The organism is Pseudomonas sp. LBUM1672 (assembly GCF_059695655.1).
In genome coordinates this window covers 1,647,425-1,665,281 of sequence record NZ_CP166781.1, presented here as the reverse complement: position 1 = coordinate 1,665,281, position 17,857 = coordinate 1,647,425, and the positions used below count along the sequence as shown (strand labels likewise).

Genomic DNA, 17,857 nt, shown 5'->3' with positions numbered 1-17,857 from the left:
GTGGTCTATCGGGCCTCTTCGCGGGCAAGCCCGCTCCCACAGTGATCGGGGGTGTTTGTCAGTTTTGTGTTTACTGAAGATCAAATGTGGGAGTGAGCCTGCTCGCGAAAGCGATCTCCAGACAACAAAAAACCCGCCATTCCTTCAACCGGAATGGCGGGTTTTGTCGTTTCAGACGTCAGCCTTCAGATCACACGGTGTCCACCTTCAACGAATGGTCATTCAACATGCCGTTAATGATCGTCGCCGTGTCATGCCCGCCCGCAACCACCCCGCCCGCTCCCGGTGTGACGCCGTAGTGGCTGGCCAGGTTGACGCCGGCCAGGTCGATGGTCTGGTTCGGTGCCGCGCCGGCCATGGCGCTGACGTCGATGCTGGTGAGGACCGAGGCGCCGCTGCCGACGACTTTGAAGTGCAGGTAGTCATCCAGTGACGCCGCCGTGCCGTTTTCGCCTTGCAGCAGTTGTGACAGGTCGAGTTTGTCGGTGCCCGGGGTGAAGTCGGTGACGACATCGTGACCGCTGTTGCCTTTGAGCCACTGGAAGGTGTCGGCCCCTGCCCCGCCGGTGAGGGTGTTGTTGCCCAGGCCGCCGATCAGGAAGTCGTCACCGCCGCCACCCTTGAGGATGTCGTCGCCCAAACCGCCGGTGATAACGTTGCTCAAGTTGTCGCCCGTGAGCGAGTCATTGAAGTTGGAACCGGTAAGGTTTTCGATGGCTGTCAGGGTATCGGTGCCGGCGCCGCCGGTGTTTTGCGCGGTGGCCACGCTCAGGTCGACCGTGACCCCGGCGGTGGCGTGGGCGTAACTCACGGTGTCGGTGCCGGTGCCGCCGTCGAGCAGGTCGTTGCCGGTGCCACTGAACAGCAAGTCATTGCCGGCGCCGCCGTGTAGCTCGTTGTTGCCGGAGCCGGCGGTGAGCACATCGTTGCCGTCACCGGCATTGAGGACGTTATTGCCAGTGCCCGCCACCAACACATCGTCGCCTGCGGTGCCGGTGAGGGTGTGGCCTTCCTGGTAGCTGATGGTCACCGCTGCGCCGTCGCTGCCGCCATGGTTGTCGTTGGCGGTGTAGGTGCCGTGGGCGTCCGGAGCGATGTCGTGGCCGCCGGAGTAATTGAGGGTCATGGTCAGCTGGTAGTATTCCGCGTTGTTCACGCCGCTGCCGCTGGTGTTGGTGATGTTGGTGACGTGGATCTGATAGGTCCCGTCCGCCGCCGCGGTGAGGGTTTGCCCGTCCGCGAGAGCGATCCACGCGCCGCCATTGAGCGAGTACTCCATGGCGATGTGTCCACCCGCCAGGTTGTGGTCCAGGTTGAGGGTTTCGCCCTGTTTGAGGTTGACGGTAATCCGGTCCTCATCGTTGGCGTTGCCCGTGGTAACCCCGCCCAGATAACCACTGACCACCAACACCGCCGTCATGGTCGCCGCGTTCGCCGTAAAGGCGCTGCGCACGTTCGCCAGGACCTGATTAGAGGTGTTGTTGCCGGTCGAGGAAAAGCTGATCGCCCCGGTGCCGGTGAAGTCGGCGCCTTTTGAAATCCAGCCGGTGTTGAAGTTGGTGGGAGACGCCGTCAGCGGATCGCCATTGGCATCGGTGTCGTTGGCCAGCAGCAACTCGCCCGGCACCACGATGTTGCCCGAGAGCACGTTGGTTATGATGTGGTCATCGACCGCGACCGGGGCCGCGTTCGGAATGACTTTGACCGTCAGCGTCGAGCTGGCCAGGTCGCCATCGTTGTCGCTGGCGGTGAAACCGATGTTTTCAGTGATCACCACCGACGTGGTTTTTTGTGAGGTGTAGGTGAACTCGCCGGTGTCGAGGTTCACCACCAGGGTGCCGCCATTGTTGGTGGCGATACTGATGCTGTTGTTCACCGTGTTGAACGTGCCGTGGTTGGCGCCGCCACTGAAGTTCAGCGCGCCCTGATTACTGTTGCCTTTCGGGTCGTAGGTGTACGTGGTGCCGTCGACCACGAGGGTTTTGATGAAGCCGCCATCGGCGCCGAATGTTCCGCCCTCCAGCAAGGTGCCCGTGACTGGCGCCCCCATCACCGTGCCCGAGAGCACCGAGTTGAGTTGGTTGAGATCGGTCACCACAACAGCGTTGGTGTTGGTGTGGGTGCTGCCGTCATAAGCCAGCGGATCGAGGTAGGCGTTGCTCACGCCACTGCCCAGGCCGATCGCGTAGTTCTTGATGCTGTTGGCGTCGAGGAAGGCTTTGAGCGCGGCTTCGTCTGCGCTGCCGATGTTGCCTTCATTGGGTTTGCCGTCGGAGAAGAAGTAGCCGACGTTCTGCGCCCCGGTCAGTTTGCCCGAGGTGTTGAACGCGGTTTGCATCGTCGCGACTGCCGCGTCGTAGTTGGTGCCACCGCCGGCAGTCAGGCCGGAGATGATCGACTTGGCGGTCGCTACATCAACCCAGATCGATGTCTTGTCGGTGGCGTTGCTGCTGAAGGTGACGATCTGCACTTTCACATCGCCCAGGTCGTCGTACTTGTCGAGCAAGGCACTGATCGCCTGCTTGGCCAGCGCCAACCGCGACAGCCCGGGTACGCCGGAGGGGTCGACCATGCTGCCGGAGACGTCGATCACCAACAGCAGGTTGGAATCGATCTCGACCGCGGCCACCGAACGATCGGCGGCAACCGCCTTGGGCACGTCATCGACGATGCTCACCACGATGGTACTGGTGGTGCTGTTGCCCAGTGCATCCGTAGCTTTGTAGGTGAAGCTTTCGCTCAGGGTGTTCGGGCCGTCGTTGGCGTTCGGCGAGGTTTTCGGCGCCGAGGTCAGGGTGTAGGTGTAGGTGCCGTTGGGGTTGAGCAGCATTTGCCCGTACGTCCCGGTGGCGCTGCCGACCAGGGTGTAGGTGATGGCGCCACTCGCGCCGGTGACGGAGCCGACCAGGGTGCCGGTGGCCGTTTCGCCGGTGTTGCCGGGCTCGCTGCCGGTAACGGTGCCGGCCGTCAGGTCCTGCCCGTCCCTGGTCAGGTCCAGCGCTTTCTCGTAGACGGTGACATCGGTGTCGGTGACCGCTTTGATGCAGCTGTTCGACACGTCAATGGTGATGGTGGTGGTGCTTTCATCGCCGTCGGCATCGCGCACTGTGTAGGTGAACGTGTCCGTGGCGCCCGCTCCGCTCACGGCGTTGGGATTGCTGTGATAGACCGCGTTGCCGTTGGCATCCAGCGTCAGGTAACCGTAAGTGCCGTTGATGTTCGTGCCCAGGCCGCCAATGGCCGAGGACGACGTGTCCGAGCCTGCGCGCACGCCGACCACAGCCCCACCGGCTGCCGCGCCGTCGGCGCCCTTGATGTCATTGTCCAGCACGTTGCCGCTGACCGTGCCGCCTTCGACCACGCTCGCCGTGTCCGCTTTGGCGGTCGGCAAATCATCGACGATGTTGACGTTGATCTGACCTGTAGCGGTGCTGCCGTCGGTGTCCGTCGCCACCACATTGAAGTTCTCGGTGATGCCGTTGGCGCCGTTGGCATTCGGATGGGTTTCGTTGTCCGCCAGGGTGTAGCTGTAACTGACCACGCCGGTCGCCGGGTTGTAACCGGTGATGGTCAGCGTGCTGCCGAGCGGTGTGACCACCGATTGCGGGAAGCCTGCCGCCACGCCGCCGGTGACCAGCGCGATGCCGCCGACGGTCAGGGTTTGCAGTCCGTCCAGCGCGGTCACGGTGAAGGTGCCGCTCTGAGTCAGGGCTGGCGCGTTCGGGGTGGTCCCGTCGCTGAGGTTTTTTTCGTAGACGGTCAGTTCGCCGCCGTACACATCGAGGCCGTTGAGGGTCACCGGATCGTTGTTGTTCTGGATGTTCAGCACCAGGTTGGCGGTGCTGGTATCGCCGTCGGCATCGGTAATGGTGTAGGCGAAGGTTTCGGTGCCCGTGCCGCCGCCGTGCAGGTTTTTGAAGTCGGCATCGTTGGTGTTCAGCGTGTAGGTGTACGTGCCGTTGGCGTTCAGGACGAGTGTGCCGTAAGTCCCGGTGAAGGTGCCTGGAGTCACAGGCCCGGCATTTGGCCCGGTGGCGACGAGGTCCGCGCCCTGGACGTCGTTGGTCAGGACGTTGCCGTTGAGTGTCAGGGCGGTTTCCGACGCCTTGACGGCGTTACTGTCGTCGAAGGCTTTTGGCACGTCATCGACAATCTTCACCACGATGGTGCTGGTGGTGCTGTTGCCCAGCGAGTCGGTGGCCTGGTAGGTGAAGCTCTCGGTCAGGGTGTTCGCGCCATCGTTGACATGCGGCGTGGTGGTCGCAGGCGACGTCAGGGTGTAGGTGTACGTGCCGCTGGGGTTGAGCTGGAGCTGGCCATAGTTGCCCGTGGCGCTGCCCACCAGCGTGTAAGTAATCGCGCCGACCGCACCGGTGACGGAGCCGACCAGCGTGCCCTTGGCGGTTTCGCCGGTGCTGGTCGGATCGCTGCCGATGACCGTGCCGGCCGCCAGGTCTTGCCCGTCCTGGGTCAGGTCGAGGGCTTTTTCGTAGACGGTCACGTCGGTATCGGTGGAGGCGACGATGCTGCTGTTGGACACGTCGATGGTGATGGTGGTGGTGCTTTCGTCACCATCGGCATCACGCACGGTGTAGGTGAACACGTCGATCGCACCCGGGCCGTTCACCGCGTTGGGATTGCTGTGGTAGGTCGCGTTGCCGTTGGCATCCAGCGTCAGGTAACCGTAGGTGCCGTTGATGTTCGTGCCCAGGCCACCGATGGCCGAAGTCGAGGTGTCGCTGCCTGCGCGCACGCCAACCACGGCGCCGCTGAGCGCCGGGCCGTCGGCACCGCCGATGTCGTTATCCAGCACGTTGCCCGAGATCGTCGCGCCCTCGTCCACCGAGGCGAAATCGGGGTGCGCAGTGGGCAGGTCGTCGACGATGTTGACGTTGATCTGGCCTGACGCGGTGCTGCCGTCGGTGTCCGTCGCCACCACGTTGAAGTTCTCGGTGAGGCTGTTGGCGCCGTCGGCGGTCGGATGCGCTTCGTTATCGGCCAAGGTGTAGCTGTAGCTGATCACGCCGGTCGCCGGGTTGTAGCCGGTGATGGTCAGCGTGCTGCCGAGCGGTGTGACAATCGATTGCGGGAAACCTGCGGCCACGCCACCGGTCACCACGTTGATCCCGCCCACGGTCAGGGTTTGCAGACCATCGAGCGCCGTCACGGTGAAGGTGCCGCTCTGGGTCAGGGCTGGCGTGTTCGGGCTGGTGCCGTCGCTGAGGTTTTTCTCGTAGATGGTGAGTTCGCCGCCATTGACGTTGAGGCCGTCAATGGTCACCGGGTCATCGTTGTTGTGGATTTCCAGCACCAGGTTGGCGGTGCTGGTATCGCCGTCGGCATCGGTAATGGTGTAGGCGAAGGTTTCGGTGCCCGTGCCACCGCCGTGCAGGGCTTTGAAATCCGCATCGCTGGTGTTGAGGGTGTAGGTGTACGTGCCGTTGGCGTTCAGCACCAGGGTGCCATAAGTCCCGACGAACGTGCCGGGGGTGATCGGGCCGGCATTCTCGCCGACGGTCACGCGGTCGGCGCCTTGCGAATCATTGGTCAGCACGTTGCCGTTGAGGGTCAGCAAGGTTTCCGATGCGGTGCCGGCGTTGCTGTCATCGACCGCTTGGGGCAGGTCGTCGACGATGTTGACGTCGAGATTGCCGTTGGCGGTAGTCCCGTTGTCGTCGACCACGGTCACGGCGAATTGCTCGGAGATGCCGTTGGCGCCATTCGCCGTCGGATGCGCTTCGTTATCGGCCAGGGTGTAGCTGTAACTGACCACGCCGGTGGCGCTGTCGAACCCGGTGATGGTCAACGTGCTGCCGAGCGGCGTGACGATCGATTGCGGGAACCCTGCGGACACGCCGCCGACCACCACGTTGATGCCGCCGACGCTGAGGGTTTGTACGCCGTCGAGGGCGGTGATGGTGAAGGTGCCGTTCTGGGTCAGCGCTGGTGCATCGGGGCTAGTGCCGTCGCTGAGGTTTTTCTCGTAGACGACCAGTTCGCCGCCTTCGACGTTGAGGCCGCCAAGCGTGACCGGGTCATCGTTGTTGTGGATCTCCAGCACCAGGTTGGCGGTGCTGGTGTCGCCATCGGCATCAGTCAGGGTGTAGGTGAAGGTTTCGGTGCCGCTGCCACCACCGTGCAGCGCCTTGAAATCGGCGTCGCTGATGTTCAGCGTGTAGGTGTAACTGCCGTTGGGATTGAGCACCAGGGTGCCGTATGTCCCGGTGAAGGTGCCGCCGATGATCGGCCCGCTGTTGGGGCCGGTGGGAATGCGGTCAGCGCCTTGCGAGTCGTTGGGCAGCACGCTGCCGGTCAAGGTCAGCAGGGTTTCCGAAGCGGTGCTGGCGTTGGTGTCATCGACCGCTTTGGGCACGTCGTCGGTGATGTTCACGTCCAGCGTGCCGGTGGCGGTGTCGCCATTGGAATCATTAGCGACCACGGTGAACTGTTCGCTGAGGGTGTTGGCCCCTTCGCCAGCCGAATGGGTGTCGTTGCCGACCAGGGTGTAGCTGTAACTCACCACGCCAGTGGCCGGGTTGTAACCGGTGATTGTCAGGGTGTTGCCCAGTTGCGTGGTGATCGACTGCGGGAAGCCTGCGGCCACGCCGCCAGTGATCACGTTGATCCCGCCGATGCTCAGGCTGGTCAGCCCGTCGGGCGCGGACACGGTGAAGGTGCCGTTCTGGATCAGCGCGCCCGGATTGCTGGCAGAACCGTCGGCGAGGTTGGCTTCGTTGAGGGTCAGTTCGCCCCCCGCGACCGACAGGCCCGCGAGGGTAACCGGGTTGTTCGGCAAGACGCCTGTGCCCCCTGAACCGGCACCGCCGTCGCCGTTGTCGCCGTTGTCCGGGTCACCGGCCAGACGTTCCAGCGGAAATTCGGGAATGCCGTTGAAGCCTGCGGTGGGGAAGCCAATGACGGGATCGACCCGCCCGCCCACTTCTTCGAGCATGACGAAACTGTGGCCGCCGCCCGCCGCCCCACCGGGTGCGCCGGTCGGAGCAGGTCCGGCCGCCGTGGCTTCAGCCGTTTGAGTCGGGTCATCGCCGGCAGCGATAGCTTTTTGCAGTTGCTCGACATCGGTCAGTTGCGCCTGAGTCGGCGTTACCGCTTCAGCGGTATCCACATGGGGCGCCTGATGCGCCAGTAACTGGGAAGTCATTTGCAGGCTGCTGCCGCGCCCGAGGGTCAGCTCCTGGCCATTTTGCAGACGCACGGCCACCGCGCCTTCGGCCCCGGTGATCAATTGGTCGCCGGCGAACAATCGATCGCCCTCGACCAGCGCACGTCGGGTGCCACCGCTTTCCGCGAACACCTGACCAATAACTTTACTGACGATACCGATGAGCGTTGCCATGTGCATTTCCTCCGCTGCCAACCGCTGTCGGCACCCTGTTTGTGCGAAGAACGTGCTCATGGTTGAAGCAGGTTGCCTGGCGGATCGTCCGCAGGTGCGTTTACCTGAGTAAGCCGCTGCCCCGGCGATCGTCTCACCAAGCGTGCCGCTCGCGGGCAATGTGTCCGTTTTTGGCAAAACCCCAATGCAATCAACCACCTTGGGGATCCAATCGCCGACACATTGCCCATCGAGCGATGCGTAACGATTTTGAACCTATTGAGTGACAAAAAAATGTCGCCTCAAAACCGTTTCGCGTCCCTCCCCTCCAGCACTTCTCCGCCCTATGTCGATAAGTGGATGGAACTTTCCTCAAACCCTCGAATACTCTCTAGAGCTCCTGAATCAAGGGCTTTCAGAGTGAACAATGTGCTGGATTTTGCAGAGCGCATAAGTTTTTTTTGGAATAAACCCTATGAAAAAAATTTCTTAGCTACGCTCTAGAATGTTCTTAGCTACGTTGTTACAAGCATGAAACGGTTTTGCCTATAAATGTCGTCAAATATTTGGCGACTGATAAAGAACCATCAGGAATCAGGGAGATGTACCCATGCGCGTTTTAACCCCCCTTTGCAGCGCAATTCTGTTGGCCATGGCCTGCACATCCCAGGCCCAGGCCATGTCGTTGACCGAGGCGATCCAGAGCACCATCGCAACTCACCCCGAACTGGCGTCGCGGGTGGACAGCCGTCTCTCGGCCGATGAGCAAGTGAAAGTCGCCAAAGGGGGCTTTTATCCATCCGTGGACCTGAACGCCGCCTACGGGCGCGGGTACAGCGATAACACCAACACCCGGGCGTTCGGCAATCACAACACCGAAATCCTCACCTACACCCAATCCGAGCTGCGCCTGCGGCAGATGCTGTTCGACGGTTTCAACACCGCGAACGAAGTCGAACGCACCAAAGGCGTGGTCAACTCCCGGGCCTATTACGCGCAAGGCACCGCCCAAGACCTGGCATTGCGCACCACCGAGGTCTACCTCGAAGTGCTCAAGCGCCGCGAACTGGTGACCCTGGCCACGAACAACCTGCAGGCTCACTTGCGGGTCAACGACCAGATCGGCCTGCGCACCCAGCGTGGTGTAGGCAGCAACGCCGACTCCGACCAATCCGGCGCGCGCCGGGCACTGGCGCAAAACAACCTCGACACCGCCGAGGTCGATCTGGCGGATGCCGAGTCGAATTTCTACGCCGTCACCGGGCGCATGCCCGATGAACTCGAAGCACCGCCGTCGATCCGCGGCGAACTGCCCGCCACCCTGCCGGAAGCCCAGCAGAGCATGGTGGAAAACAACCCGTACTTGAAATCCGCCCAGGCTGACGTGCAATCGGCCGAGAGCCAGTACGAAGTCTCCAAGTCGCCGTTCTACCCACGTTTTGATGCCGAAGCGGCGGTGGGCGCGAACAACAACGTGCAAGGCGATGAAGGCCACGACAACGAATGGCGCGTGGGCGTGGTGATGAACTACAACCTGTTCCGCGGTGGCAGCGACAAGGCGCGCCTGCAGTCCAATGCGCATCAGATCAACCAGGCGATGGACATCCGCAACAACGCCCTGCGCCAACTCAACGAGAACATCCACCTGGCCTGGAACGCCATGGTCAACGCCAAGAAGCAGACCCCGACTGCCCGCGAATACGCGGATACCAGCCGACGTGTGCGCGTGGCGTATCAGGATCAGTTCGGCCTCGGCCAACGCACCCTGCTCGACTTGCTCGACAGTGAAAACGAACTCTACAACGCCAACCGCCGCTACACCGAAGTGCGCTACACCGAGGAGTTCTCGATGTACCGCGTGCTGGCGAACATGGGCCAGTTGCTGAGCAAACAGCGAGTGGTATTGCCCGCCGATGCAATTGCCTCCACCGAAGTGAAAAACGAAGCTCGTTTGCCTGAACTGAAGTAGGCCTGTGGAGAGATCAATTTGACCAGCATGGAACCCGGCAACATCGGTGTCGATCCGCGCCTGAGCTTCGATGACCCGCTTCTGGACGGTCTGTTGATCCTCTGCAAACTCCATGGCGCGACGGTCAGTCGCGCCAGCCTGAGTGCCGGGCTGCCCCTGAACAAGCAGCGCTTGAGCCTGGACCTGTTGCCGCGTGCAGCCGCCCGCGCCAGCTTGCAGGCGCGGGTGCTGCGCCGCGAACTGGCAGACATTTCCGCGCTCAACCTGCCTGTGATGCTGATCCTCAACAACGGCCGCACCGCCATCTTGCGACGCTTCGGCGATGACGGCCGGTTGCTGATTCTACCCAGCGAAGCGGACGGCGGTGAACAATGGGTCGGCCGCGAAGAGCTGGCCGAAAACTACAGTGGCCAGGCGCTATTCGCCCGGCCACGCCATGAACTCGAAGACCTGCGCTCGCCGCTGGTGCCGCGCGTGGAAGCGTGGTTTCGCGACACCTTGAAGCTGTCGAAATGGCTGTACAGCGATGCGATTCTGGCGAGTTTCCTGATCAACCTCTTGGGGTTGATGGTGCCGCTGTTCGTGATGCAAACCTACGACCGCGTGGTGCCTAACCAGGCCACCTCGACCTTGTGGGTGCTGTCGATCGGCTTGCTGATCGGCACCGGTTTCGAACTGGTGTTGCGGGTGGTTCGCGCACACTTGCTGGACACCGCCGGGAAGAAAACCGATGTGATTCTTTCCGCGACCTTGTTCGAACGCATCACCGGCATGGCAATGAAGGCGCGGCCGGCGACCATCGGCGGTTTCGCCCAGAGCATCCATGACTTCCAGGGCCTGCGCGAATTCCTCACCGCCGTCACGCTGACCAGCCTGATCGACCTGCCCTTCGCCGTGCTGATGCTGGTGGTGATCGGCTTGCTCGGCGGCTGGCTGGTGGTGATTCCATTGTTAGCGTTTCCGATTACGATCATTTTTGCGATGGTGATTCAGGTGCGCCTGCGCGACACCGTGCAGAAAAGCCTGAGCCTCGGCGCCGAGCGCCAGGCCCTGCTGATTGAAACCCTCGGCGGCCTGGAAACCCTGAAAGCGTGCAGCGCCGAAAGCGAACGCCAGCACAAATGGGAAAGCACCCACGGCGCCCTCACCCGCCTCGACAGCCATGCGCGCAACCTCTCGGCGCTGGCCACCAACGGCACGCTGTTCATCCAGCAGTTCTCCGGCATGGCGACCATCGTCGCCGGGGTCTACAGCATCATCGCCGGCAACCTCAGCGTCGGTGCGCTGGTGGCGACCTACATGCTCGGCAGCCGCGTACTCGCGCCCTTGGGGCAAATCGCCGGGTTGATCACCCGCTACCAGCAAGCGCAGCTGACCATGAAAAGCACCGATGCGCTGATGTCCTTGCCGCAAGAGCGCGACGCCAACCAGCGGCCGCTGGAGCGTACGCAGCTGCAAGGCGCGATGGATGTCAGCGGCGTGACCTTCCACTACAACGGCCAGAACGCCCCAGCCCTGGCCAACGTCAGTTTCAGCGTCAAACCCGGCGAACGGATCGGCATCATTGGCCGCAGCGGTTCTGGCAAAAGCACCTTGGCGCGCTTGGTGATGGGGTTCTATGCGCCAGAAGAAGGCCAACTCTTGCTCGATGGACTGGACCTGCGGCAACTCGATGTCGCCGACCTGCGCCAGCAAATCGGTTACGTCGCCCATGACCTGCCGCTGTTGGCCGGTAGCTTGCGCGACAACCTGACCCTCGGCGCCCGTTACATCAGCGATTCACGAATGCTCGAAGTCGCCGAGCTGACTGGCGTCACCGAGCTGGCGCGTCAGCATCCGCAAGGGTTTGACCGGCCCGTGGGCGAACGCGGGCAGTTGCTGTCCGGCGGTCAACGCCAGGCCGTGCTGCTGGCCCGGGCCTTGTTGCTGGATCCACCGATCATGCTGCTCGACGAACCCACCAGCGCCATGGACAACAGCAGCGAAGACGTTTTGCGGCAAAAACTCCACGGTTGGGTACAGGGCAAGACCTTACTGCTGGTGACCCACCGCACCTCGATGCTCAGTCTGGTGGATCGGCTGTTGGTGCTGGACAACGGGCGGATCGTTGCCGACGGTCCGAAAGAAGCGGTCATCGATGCACTGCGCAAGGGCCGTGTCGGCTCTGCGGCTGTCTAGGAGCTACCCATGGCCCGTTCATCGTCCGACACGCCACAAGACCGGGGCTACTTCGGCAGCTTCGGCAAAACCGCAGAAAGCGAATTCATGCCGGAAACCGCCGGCGCTTCGCTGCAGGATTCGCCGCGCTGGTCGCGGATCACCGTGTGGCTGGCCGCAGCGCTGCTGATTACCGCGCTGGTCTGGGCCAAGTTTGCAGTGCTGCAAGAAGTCACCATGGGCGAAGGCAAGGCGATCCCATCAAGCAAGATCCAGGTGATCCAGAATCTCGAGGGCGGCATCGTCACCGAGATCTTCGTGCGCGAAGGGCAAATGGTGAACAAGGGCGACACCTTGCTGCGCCTCGATGACACGCGATTCCTGTCGAACAAGGGCGAAAGCGAAGCGGATCGTTATGCGCTGACCGCGCAGGTCGAGCGTCTGTCGGCCGAAGCGGAAGGCCGGCCGTTCAAGCTGTCGCCTGAGGTGATCGCCAAGGCCCCGCAGGTGGCCGAAGACGAGCGCTCGCTGTACGAACAACGTCAGCGCCGGCTGGCCAGCGAGCAACGGACACTGACCGAACAACTGCGGCAAAAGACTCAGGAACTGGCGGAATTCCGTTCCAAACAGGGCCAGTTCAGTTCGAGCCTGGCGTTGCTGCAACAAGAGATGAACATGTCCGCGCCGCTGGTGGGCACCGGGGCAGTTTCACCGGTGGAAATCCTGCGGCTCAAACGCAGCGCGGTGGAGATTCGCGGCTCGCTGAACGCCACGACGCTGGCAATTCCCCGGGCGGAATCGGCGATCAACGAGATCAAAAGCAAGATTGATGAATCGGAACAATCCTTTCGCTCGGACGCGGCGAAAGAGCTGAATGAAAAACGCACCGACCTGTCGAAAATCACAGCGTCGAGCATCGCCATCGATGACCGCGTGACCCGCACCACCGTGGTGTCGCCGGTGCACGGGATTATCAAGATGCTGAAGGTCAATACCATCGGCGGCGTGGTTCAACCGGGCAGCGACATGGTGGAAATAGTCCCCATTGAAGACAACTTGCTGATCGAAGCCAAGGTGCGGCCGCAGGACGTGGCGTTCCTGCATCCGGGGCAGAAAGCGATGGTGAAATTCAGCGCGTACGACTACACGATTTATGGCGGGTTGACGGCCAAGCTGGAGTTGATTGGTGCGGACACGATAACTGATGACAAGGGCAACAGCTTTTATCTGATCCAGGTAAGGACCGACAAGAATCACCTGGGCGGGGATGTGAAACCGTTGCTGATTATTCCGGGGATGGTGGCGACGGTGGATATCATCACGGGCGAGAAAAGTGTGCTGGATTACTTGTTGAAACCGGTGCTGAAAGCACGGACCGAGGCGATGCGGGAACGGTAGATTCGGCCGGAATCTTTATTGACTGTGCAATGGCTATCGCTAGCAGGCTAGCTCCCACAGGGAACTTGGAGTGAACACATGTTTGTATTCACAACTGATCAAATGTGGGAGCTAGCCTGCTAGCGATGGGGCCGGTACAGACAATACTTATCTGTCGCCATGATTGCGCTGGAAGGTCTCCTCCCCCATCGCCGCAATCTGCCCCTCGATCAGCGCCTCGAACGGTTTTAGCAAGGGTTCAAAAGAGATCGGCGCTTCCAGCGTCTGCAACGCCTGGACAATCGCCTCCACCGTCGACAACGCTCCCGGCCCCGGCGCCTTGCGCAGTCGATATCTCGACACCCCACCCTCCGCCAACATCACCCTCGGCAACGCCGCCAGCAACGGATTGAGGTGCAACATCTTGCGCGCCTTGCGCCAGGTGCCGTCCGGGACTACCAGCAAAAGCGGCTGGTCATTCGTGGTGTACGCCTGCAACGGCTGCGCATCGTCGGCAGGAAACAACAATCGCGCCTGATACCCCGGCGGATTCAACAGCGCCGGCAAGTCCTCGAACACCTCACCGACAATCAACTCGGCATTCTTCAAGCCCAACGCGGCGAGTCGCGCCGTGTTCAGCGCATGGTTCACTTCGCTCGGGTGCTGCAGCAGCAACACCCGGGTGCGGCTGTCGAGGCTCGGGATCAACGGGCACAGGCAGTGGGTTTGTGGGCGCAGGCAGCGTGGACACTGGATTCTGGACATGTTCTCAGGCCTGGTTCAGTTGTGCTTTGAGCAGATCGCGGAAAGTCTGGATCAGCGGCTCACGGCTGCGGCCACGGCGCACGATCATCGAGAACGGCGCCTGATAACCGAAGGTCGCGGGCAGCAACACGCGCAAATCGCCCTTGTCCGCCCAGGCCTGGGCGTAGTGCTCCGGCAGGTAACCGATGTAGGCGCCGGACAGCACCAAAATCAGCTGCGCCTCCATACTTTCCACGGTGGCGGCGCTGTGCTTGAAACCGTGACGGGCCAGTTCGGCCTGGCTCCAGTAACCGCGACCCACCATGCGCTGCTGGGTAATGACTTGCTCGGGGATGCGCCGTTCGGTGAACAGCGGATGACGGCTGCTGCAATACAGCCAGTGTTGTTCGCGGTAGAGCGGCATGTAGACCAGACCGCTCATGCGCGTGGAAAACGCACCGATGGCGAGGTCAAGACGGTTGTCCTGTACGCCGAGCTGCAATTCGTAGGGACTCATGACCGACAGGTGTAAATGCACGGCCGGGTGTTCCTGGCTGTAGGCGCCGATGGCTTCGGCGAACGGCAAGGCCTTGTCGCTGACGGTGGAGTCGATCACACCCAGGTTCAGCGTGCCGCGCAATTCGCCCTTCAACGCCGCCGCGTATTGCTCGAAGCCTTCGAGTTCGCCGAGCAGACGCAGGGTTTCCTGATGGAACAACTCGCCTTTGCTGGTCAGGCTGAAACCGCCGCGACCGCGATGGCAGAGCACCAGGCCAAGGGCCGCTTCGAGCTGGCTCATGTAGGTGCTGATGGCCGAAGTCGAGAGGTTGAGCTCTTGCTGGGCGTTGGCGAACCCCTGATGACGCACCACGCTGACGAAGATGCGTAACAGTTTCAGGTCGGGTAAAGCGTTGGCCATGGGGGCTCCGGCAAAAGCACATGTAGACGATGAGGTCTTGTAGCAGCTGCCGAGCCTGCGAGGCTGCGTTCGGCTGCGCAGCAGTCGTGAAATCAGGCGACGCGGTGTTTCAGGATAACCTCGCGCTCAGGTTTACGACTGCTGCGCAGCCGAACGCAGCCTCGCAGGCTCGGCAGCTGCTACATAAGCATTGCGAGTCTATCGCCGTCATCTGCATTAGTTTAGAAAAATCTGAACTAAGTATTTGCCCGTAGCGATTCTTCCCGGCCACTACATTTCGCAGAATCGGCCCCTAACGGTGCCCGAACCTCCCCGGAGCGGCGCAACCGACATAAATAAAACAACGACGATGAGGCCTTACCCGTGGACAAGATTCTTCACCAACCACTGGGCGGCAATGAAATGCCGCGCTTCGGCGGCATCGCCACCATGATGCGACTCCCCCATTTGCCTACCGCTGCCGGCCTGGATGCTGCCTTTGTTGGCGTTCCGCTGGACATCGGCACCTCGCTGCGCCCCGGCACTCGCTTCGGACCTCGCGAAATCCGCGCTGAATCGGTGATGATCCGCCCGTACAACATGGCGACCGGCGCTGCGCCGTTTGACTCGCTGTCGGTTGCCGACATCGGCGACGTGGCGATCAACACGTTCAACCTGTTGGACGCCGTACGGATCATCGAAGAATCCTACGACGCCATCCTCGAACACAACGTGATCCCGCTGACCCTGGGCGGCGACCACACCATCACCCTGCCGATCCTGCGTGCGATTCACAAAAAGCACGGCAAGGTCGGTCTGGTGCACATCGACGCTCACGCCGATGTGAACGATCACATGTTTGGCGAGAAAGTCGCCCACGGCACCACGTTCCGTCGCGCGGCCGAAGAAGGCCTGATCGACTGCGACCGCGTGGTGCAAATCGGCCTGCGCGCTCAGGGTTACACCTCCGAAGACTTCAACTGGAGCCGTAAACAAGGCTTCCGTGTCGTTCAGGCTGAAGAGTGCTGGCACAAATCCCTGGCCCCGCTGATGGCTGAAGTCCGCGAGAAAGTCGGTGGCGGTCCGGTGTACCTGACATTTGACATCGACGGCATCGACCCAGCCTGGGCACCAGGCACCGGCACCCCGGAAATCGGTGGTCTGACGACCATTCAGGCGATTGAGATCATTCGCGGCTGCCAAGGCCTCGACCTGATCGGCTGCGATCTGGTAGAAGTCTCGCCCGCTTACGACACCACCGGCAACACCTCGCTGCTGGCCGCCAACCTGCTGTACGAAATGCTCTGCGTACTGCCTGGCGTGGCCCACCGCTGAGGATCGGTCATGACCGAACGTGATCAGGTTTTGAAAGCCGCCGCCGATCTGGTGTCAGCCTTCGCCCGTAACGATCGCGAAGCCTACTTCGGCGCGTTCAGCGCCGATGCCAGCTTCGTGTTCTACACCCTCGAGCAGCCCCTGCTGTCGCGCGATGCCTATCAGGCGTTGTGGGACACCTGGCGCGCCGAGGATGGCTTCGAGGTGCTTGCGTGCACGTCAAGCAACGCTTTCGTCAGCCTGCAAGGTGACGTGGCGATTTTCATCCATGACGTGGCCACCGAGCTGCGCATGCAAGGGGAGCAACACTTCAGCCAGGAGCGCGAGACGATTGTGTTTCGCCGACAACAACAAGGCCTATGGCTGGCCTGCCACGAACATTTGTCCGCGATGCCGGAAGGGCTGCCACCCCCTTAGCCAAACAGGTGACGCTCACACACGATGAGCGCGCCTTTATGATCGGAGCTGATCATGAATAACAACAACAAAGACCAAAGCCTTACGCAGATTGAAACCCACGGGGTCGAACAGATCCCGGACAACGAACGCACCGCAGGCCCGACGGACTTGTTCCGGATGATCTTCGGCGGTTCCAACACCTTTGCCACCGCCGTGCTCGGCAGTTTCCCGGTACTGTTCGGCCTGTCTTTTCAGGCCGGCGTCTGGGCGATTGTGCTGGGCGTGTTGCTGGGCTCGCTGATCCTCGCGCCAATGGGCCTGTTCGGGCCGCTCAATGGCACCAACAACGCCGTGTCTTCCGGTGCGCACTTCGGCGTACACGGGCGGATCGTCGGTTCATTCCTGTCGCTGCTGACCGCCATCGCCTTCTTCTCGCTCTCGGTGTGGAGTTCGGGTGATGCGCTGATCGGTGGTGCGAAACGCCTGATCGGCCTGCCGGAAACCGACCTGACCCTGGGCCTGGCCTACGGTCTGTTCGCGATTCTGGTGCTGACGGTTTGCATCTATGGCTTCCGCTTCCTGTTGTGGGTGAACAAGATTGCGGTGTGGAGCGCCAGTCTGCTGTTCCTGCTGGGCATCTTCGCGTTCGTCGGGCCCTTCGATGTGAACTACGCCGGCACCGTCAGCCTGGGCCAACCGGGTTTCTGGGCCGCCTTCATCGGCGCCGCACTGGTCGCGATGAGCAACCCGATTTCCTTCGGCGCGTTTCTCGGTGACTGGTCGCGCTACATCCCGCGTGACACCTCCAAGCGCCGGATCATGGCCGCCGTGGTGATCTCGCAGATCGCCACGTTCATCCCGTTCCTGTTCGGCCTCGCCACCGCCACCATCGTGGCGATCAAGGCACCGGACTACATCGCGGCCAACAACTACGTCGGTGGTCTGCTGGCGGTCTCGCCGAGCTGGTTCTTCCTGCCGGTGTGCCTGATTGCGGTGATCGGCGGTATGTCCACCGGCACCACCTCGCTCTATGGCACCGGGCTGGACATGTCCAGCGTGTTCCCTCGGGTGCTGTCGCGGGTCAAGGCGACCTTGCTGATCGGCGTGATGTCGATTGCCTTCATCTTCATCGGGCGCTTTGCGGCGAACCTGGTGCAGAGCGTGTCGACCTTCGCCGTGCTGATCATCACCTGCACCACCCCATGGATGGTGATCATGATCATCGGCCTGCTGGTGCGCCGCGGCTTCTACTGCCCGGATGACCTGCAAGTGTTCACCCGCGGCGAGAAAGGTGGCCGCTACTGGTTCACCCACGGCTGGAACTGGCGTGGGCTGGGTGCCTGGATCCCGAGTGCACTGGTGGGTTTGTGCTTTGTGAACCTGCCGGGGCAATTCGTTGGCCCACTGGGCGAACTGGCGGGCGGCATCGACATCAGCCTGCCGGTGACCCTCGGCCTCGCGTCGCTGGTGTACCTGACGCTGCTGAGCCTGTTCCCGGAACCGGCTGCGGTGTTCGGGCCGAATGATGCACGTAGCAAGGGCAAGGATTCGCTCGGTAAACCGGCGCTGCGACAAGCCGCCTGATTCAACACATTACCTGTGATCAACGCAATACCTGTGGGAGCGTGGCTTGCCCGCGAAG

The 17,857-nt window shown here is 61.9% G+C and carries 9 protein-coding genes; 6 read left to right on the top strand and 3 right to left on the bottom strand.

What is annotated here, in order from left to right; all coding sequences use genetic code 11:
- Window positions 1-190: 190 nt before the first annotated feature.
- On the bottom strand, window positions 191-7,357 hold the full coding sequence (locus ACA053_RS07455; protein ID WP_497316352.1) for a retention module-containing protein: 7,167 nt from the start codon (window positions 7,355-7,357) through the stop codon (window positions 191-193).
- Window positions 7,358-7,946: 589 nt separating this feature from the next.
- On the opposite strand from ACA053_RS07455, the gene ACA053_RS07450 reads away from it, so the two are divergent.
- Genes ACA053_RS07450 through ACA053_RS07440 form a run of 3 tightly spaced genes read left to right on the top strand, consistent with a single transcriptional unit; the run spans window position 7,947 to window position 12,860 of the window.
- The gene (locus ACA053_RS07450; protein WP_497316350.1) at window positions 7,947-9,305 is read left to right on the top strand and encodes a TolC family outer membrane protein; all 1,359 of its coding nucleotides are present in this window, start codon (window positions 7,947-7,949) and stop codon (window positions 9,303-9,305) included.
- 18 nt (window positions 9,306-9,323) lie between these two features.
- A complete protein-coding gene (locus ACA053_RS07445) occupies window positions 9,324-11,483 on the top strand; it encodes a type I secretion system permease/ATPase (RefSeq protein ID WP_109628513.1) in 2,160 nt (719 codons plus the stop codon).
- Between the two features lie 9 nt (window positions 11,484-11,492).
- Window positions 11,493-12,860: an HlyD family type I secretion periplasmic adaptor subunit gene (locus tag ACA053_RS07440; RefSeq protein WP_109628512.1), complete on the top strand. Its 1,368-nt coding sequence runs from the start codon at window positions 11,493-11,495 to the stop codon at window positions 12,858-12,860.
- 147 nt (window positions 12,861-13,007) lie between these two features.
- On the opposite strand, the gene ACA053_RS07435 is transcribed toward ACA053_RS07440, so the two are convergent.
- Both ACA053_RS07435 and ACA053_RS07430 read right to left on the bottom strand, forming a co-directional pair.
- The gene (locus ACA053_RS07435) at window positions 13,008-13,604 is read right to left on the bottom strand and encodes a tRNA-uridine aminocarboxypropyltransferase (RefSeq protein ID WP_497316347.1); all 597 of its coding nucleotides are present in this window, start codon (window positions 13,602-13,604) and stop codon (window positions 13,008-13,010) included.
- Window positions 13,605-13,608: 4 nt separating this feature from the next.
- Window positions 13,609-14,502, bottom strand: a complete 894-nt coding sequence (locus tag ACA053_RS07430) for a LysR family transcriptional regulator (RefSeq protein WP_007945995.1) — start codon at window positions 14,500-14,502, stop codon at window positions 13,609-13,611.
- A gap of 363 nt (window positions 14,503-14,865) precedes the next feature.
- On the opposite strand from ACA053_RS07430, the gene speB reads away from it, so the two are divergent.
- Genes speB through ACA053_RS07415 form a run of 3 tightly spaced genes read left to right on the top strand, consistent with a single transcriptional unit; the run spans window position 14,866 to window position 17,799 of the window.
- Complete coding sequence (speB, locus tag ACA053_RS07425) at window positions 14,866-15,816, top strand: agmatinase (protein WP_010462004.1); 951 nt, start codon at window positions 14,866-14,868, stop codon at window positions 15,814-15,816.
- A gap of 9 nt (window positions 15,817-15,825) precedes the next feature.
- Window positions 15,826-16,233 (top strand): YybH family protein, encoded by a 408-nt coding sequence (locus ACA053_RS07420; RefSeq protein ID WP_010462006.1) that lies wholly within the window; start codon window positions 15,826-15,828, stop codon window positions 16,231-16,233.
- A 54-nt stretch (window positions 16,234-16,287) separates the two neighbouring features.
- Window positions 16,288-17,799 (top strand): purine-cytosine permease family protein, encoded by a 1,512-nt coding sequence (locus ACA053_RS07415; protein ID WP_497394875.1) that lies wholly within the window; start codon window positions 16,288-16,290, stop codon window positions 17,797-17,799.
- Window positions 17,800-17,857: the final 58 nt, after the last annotated feature.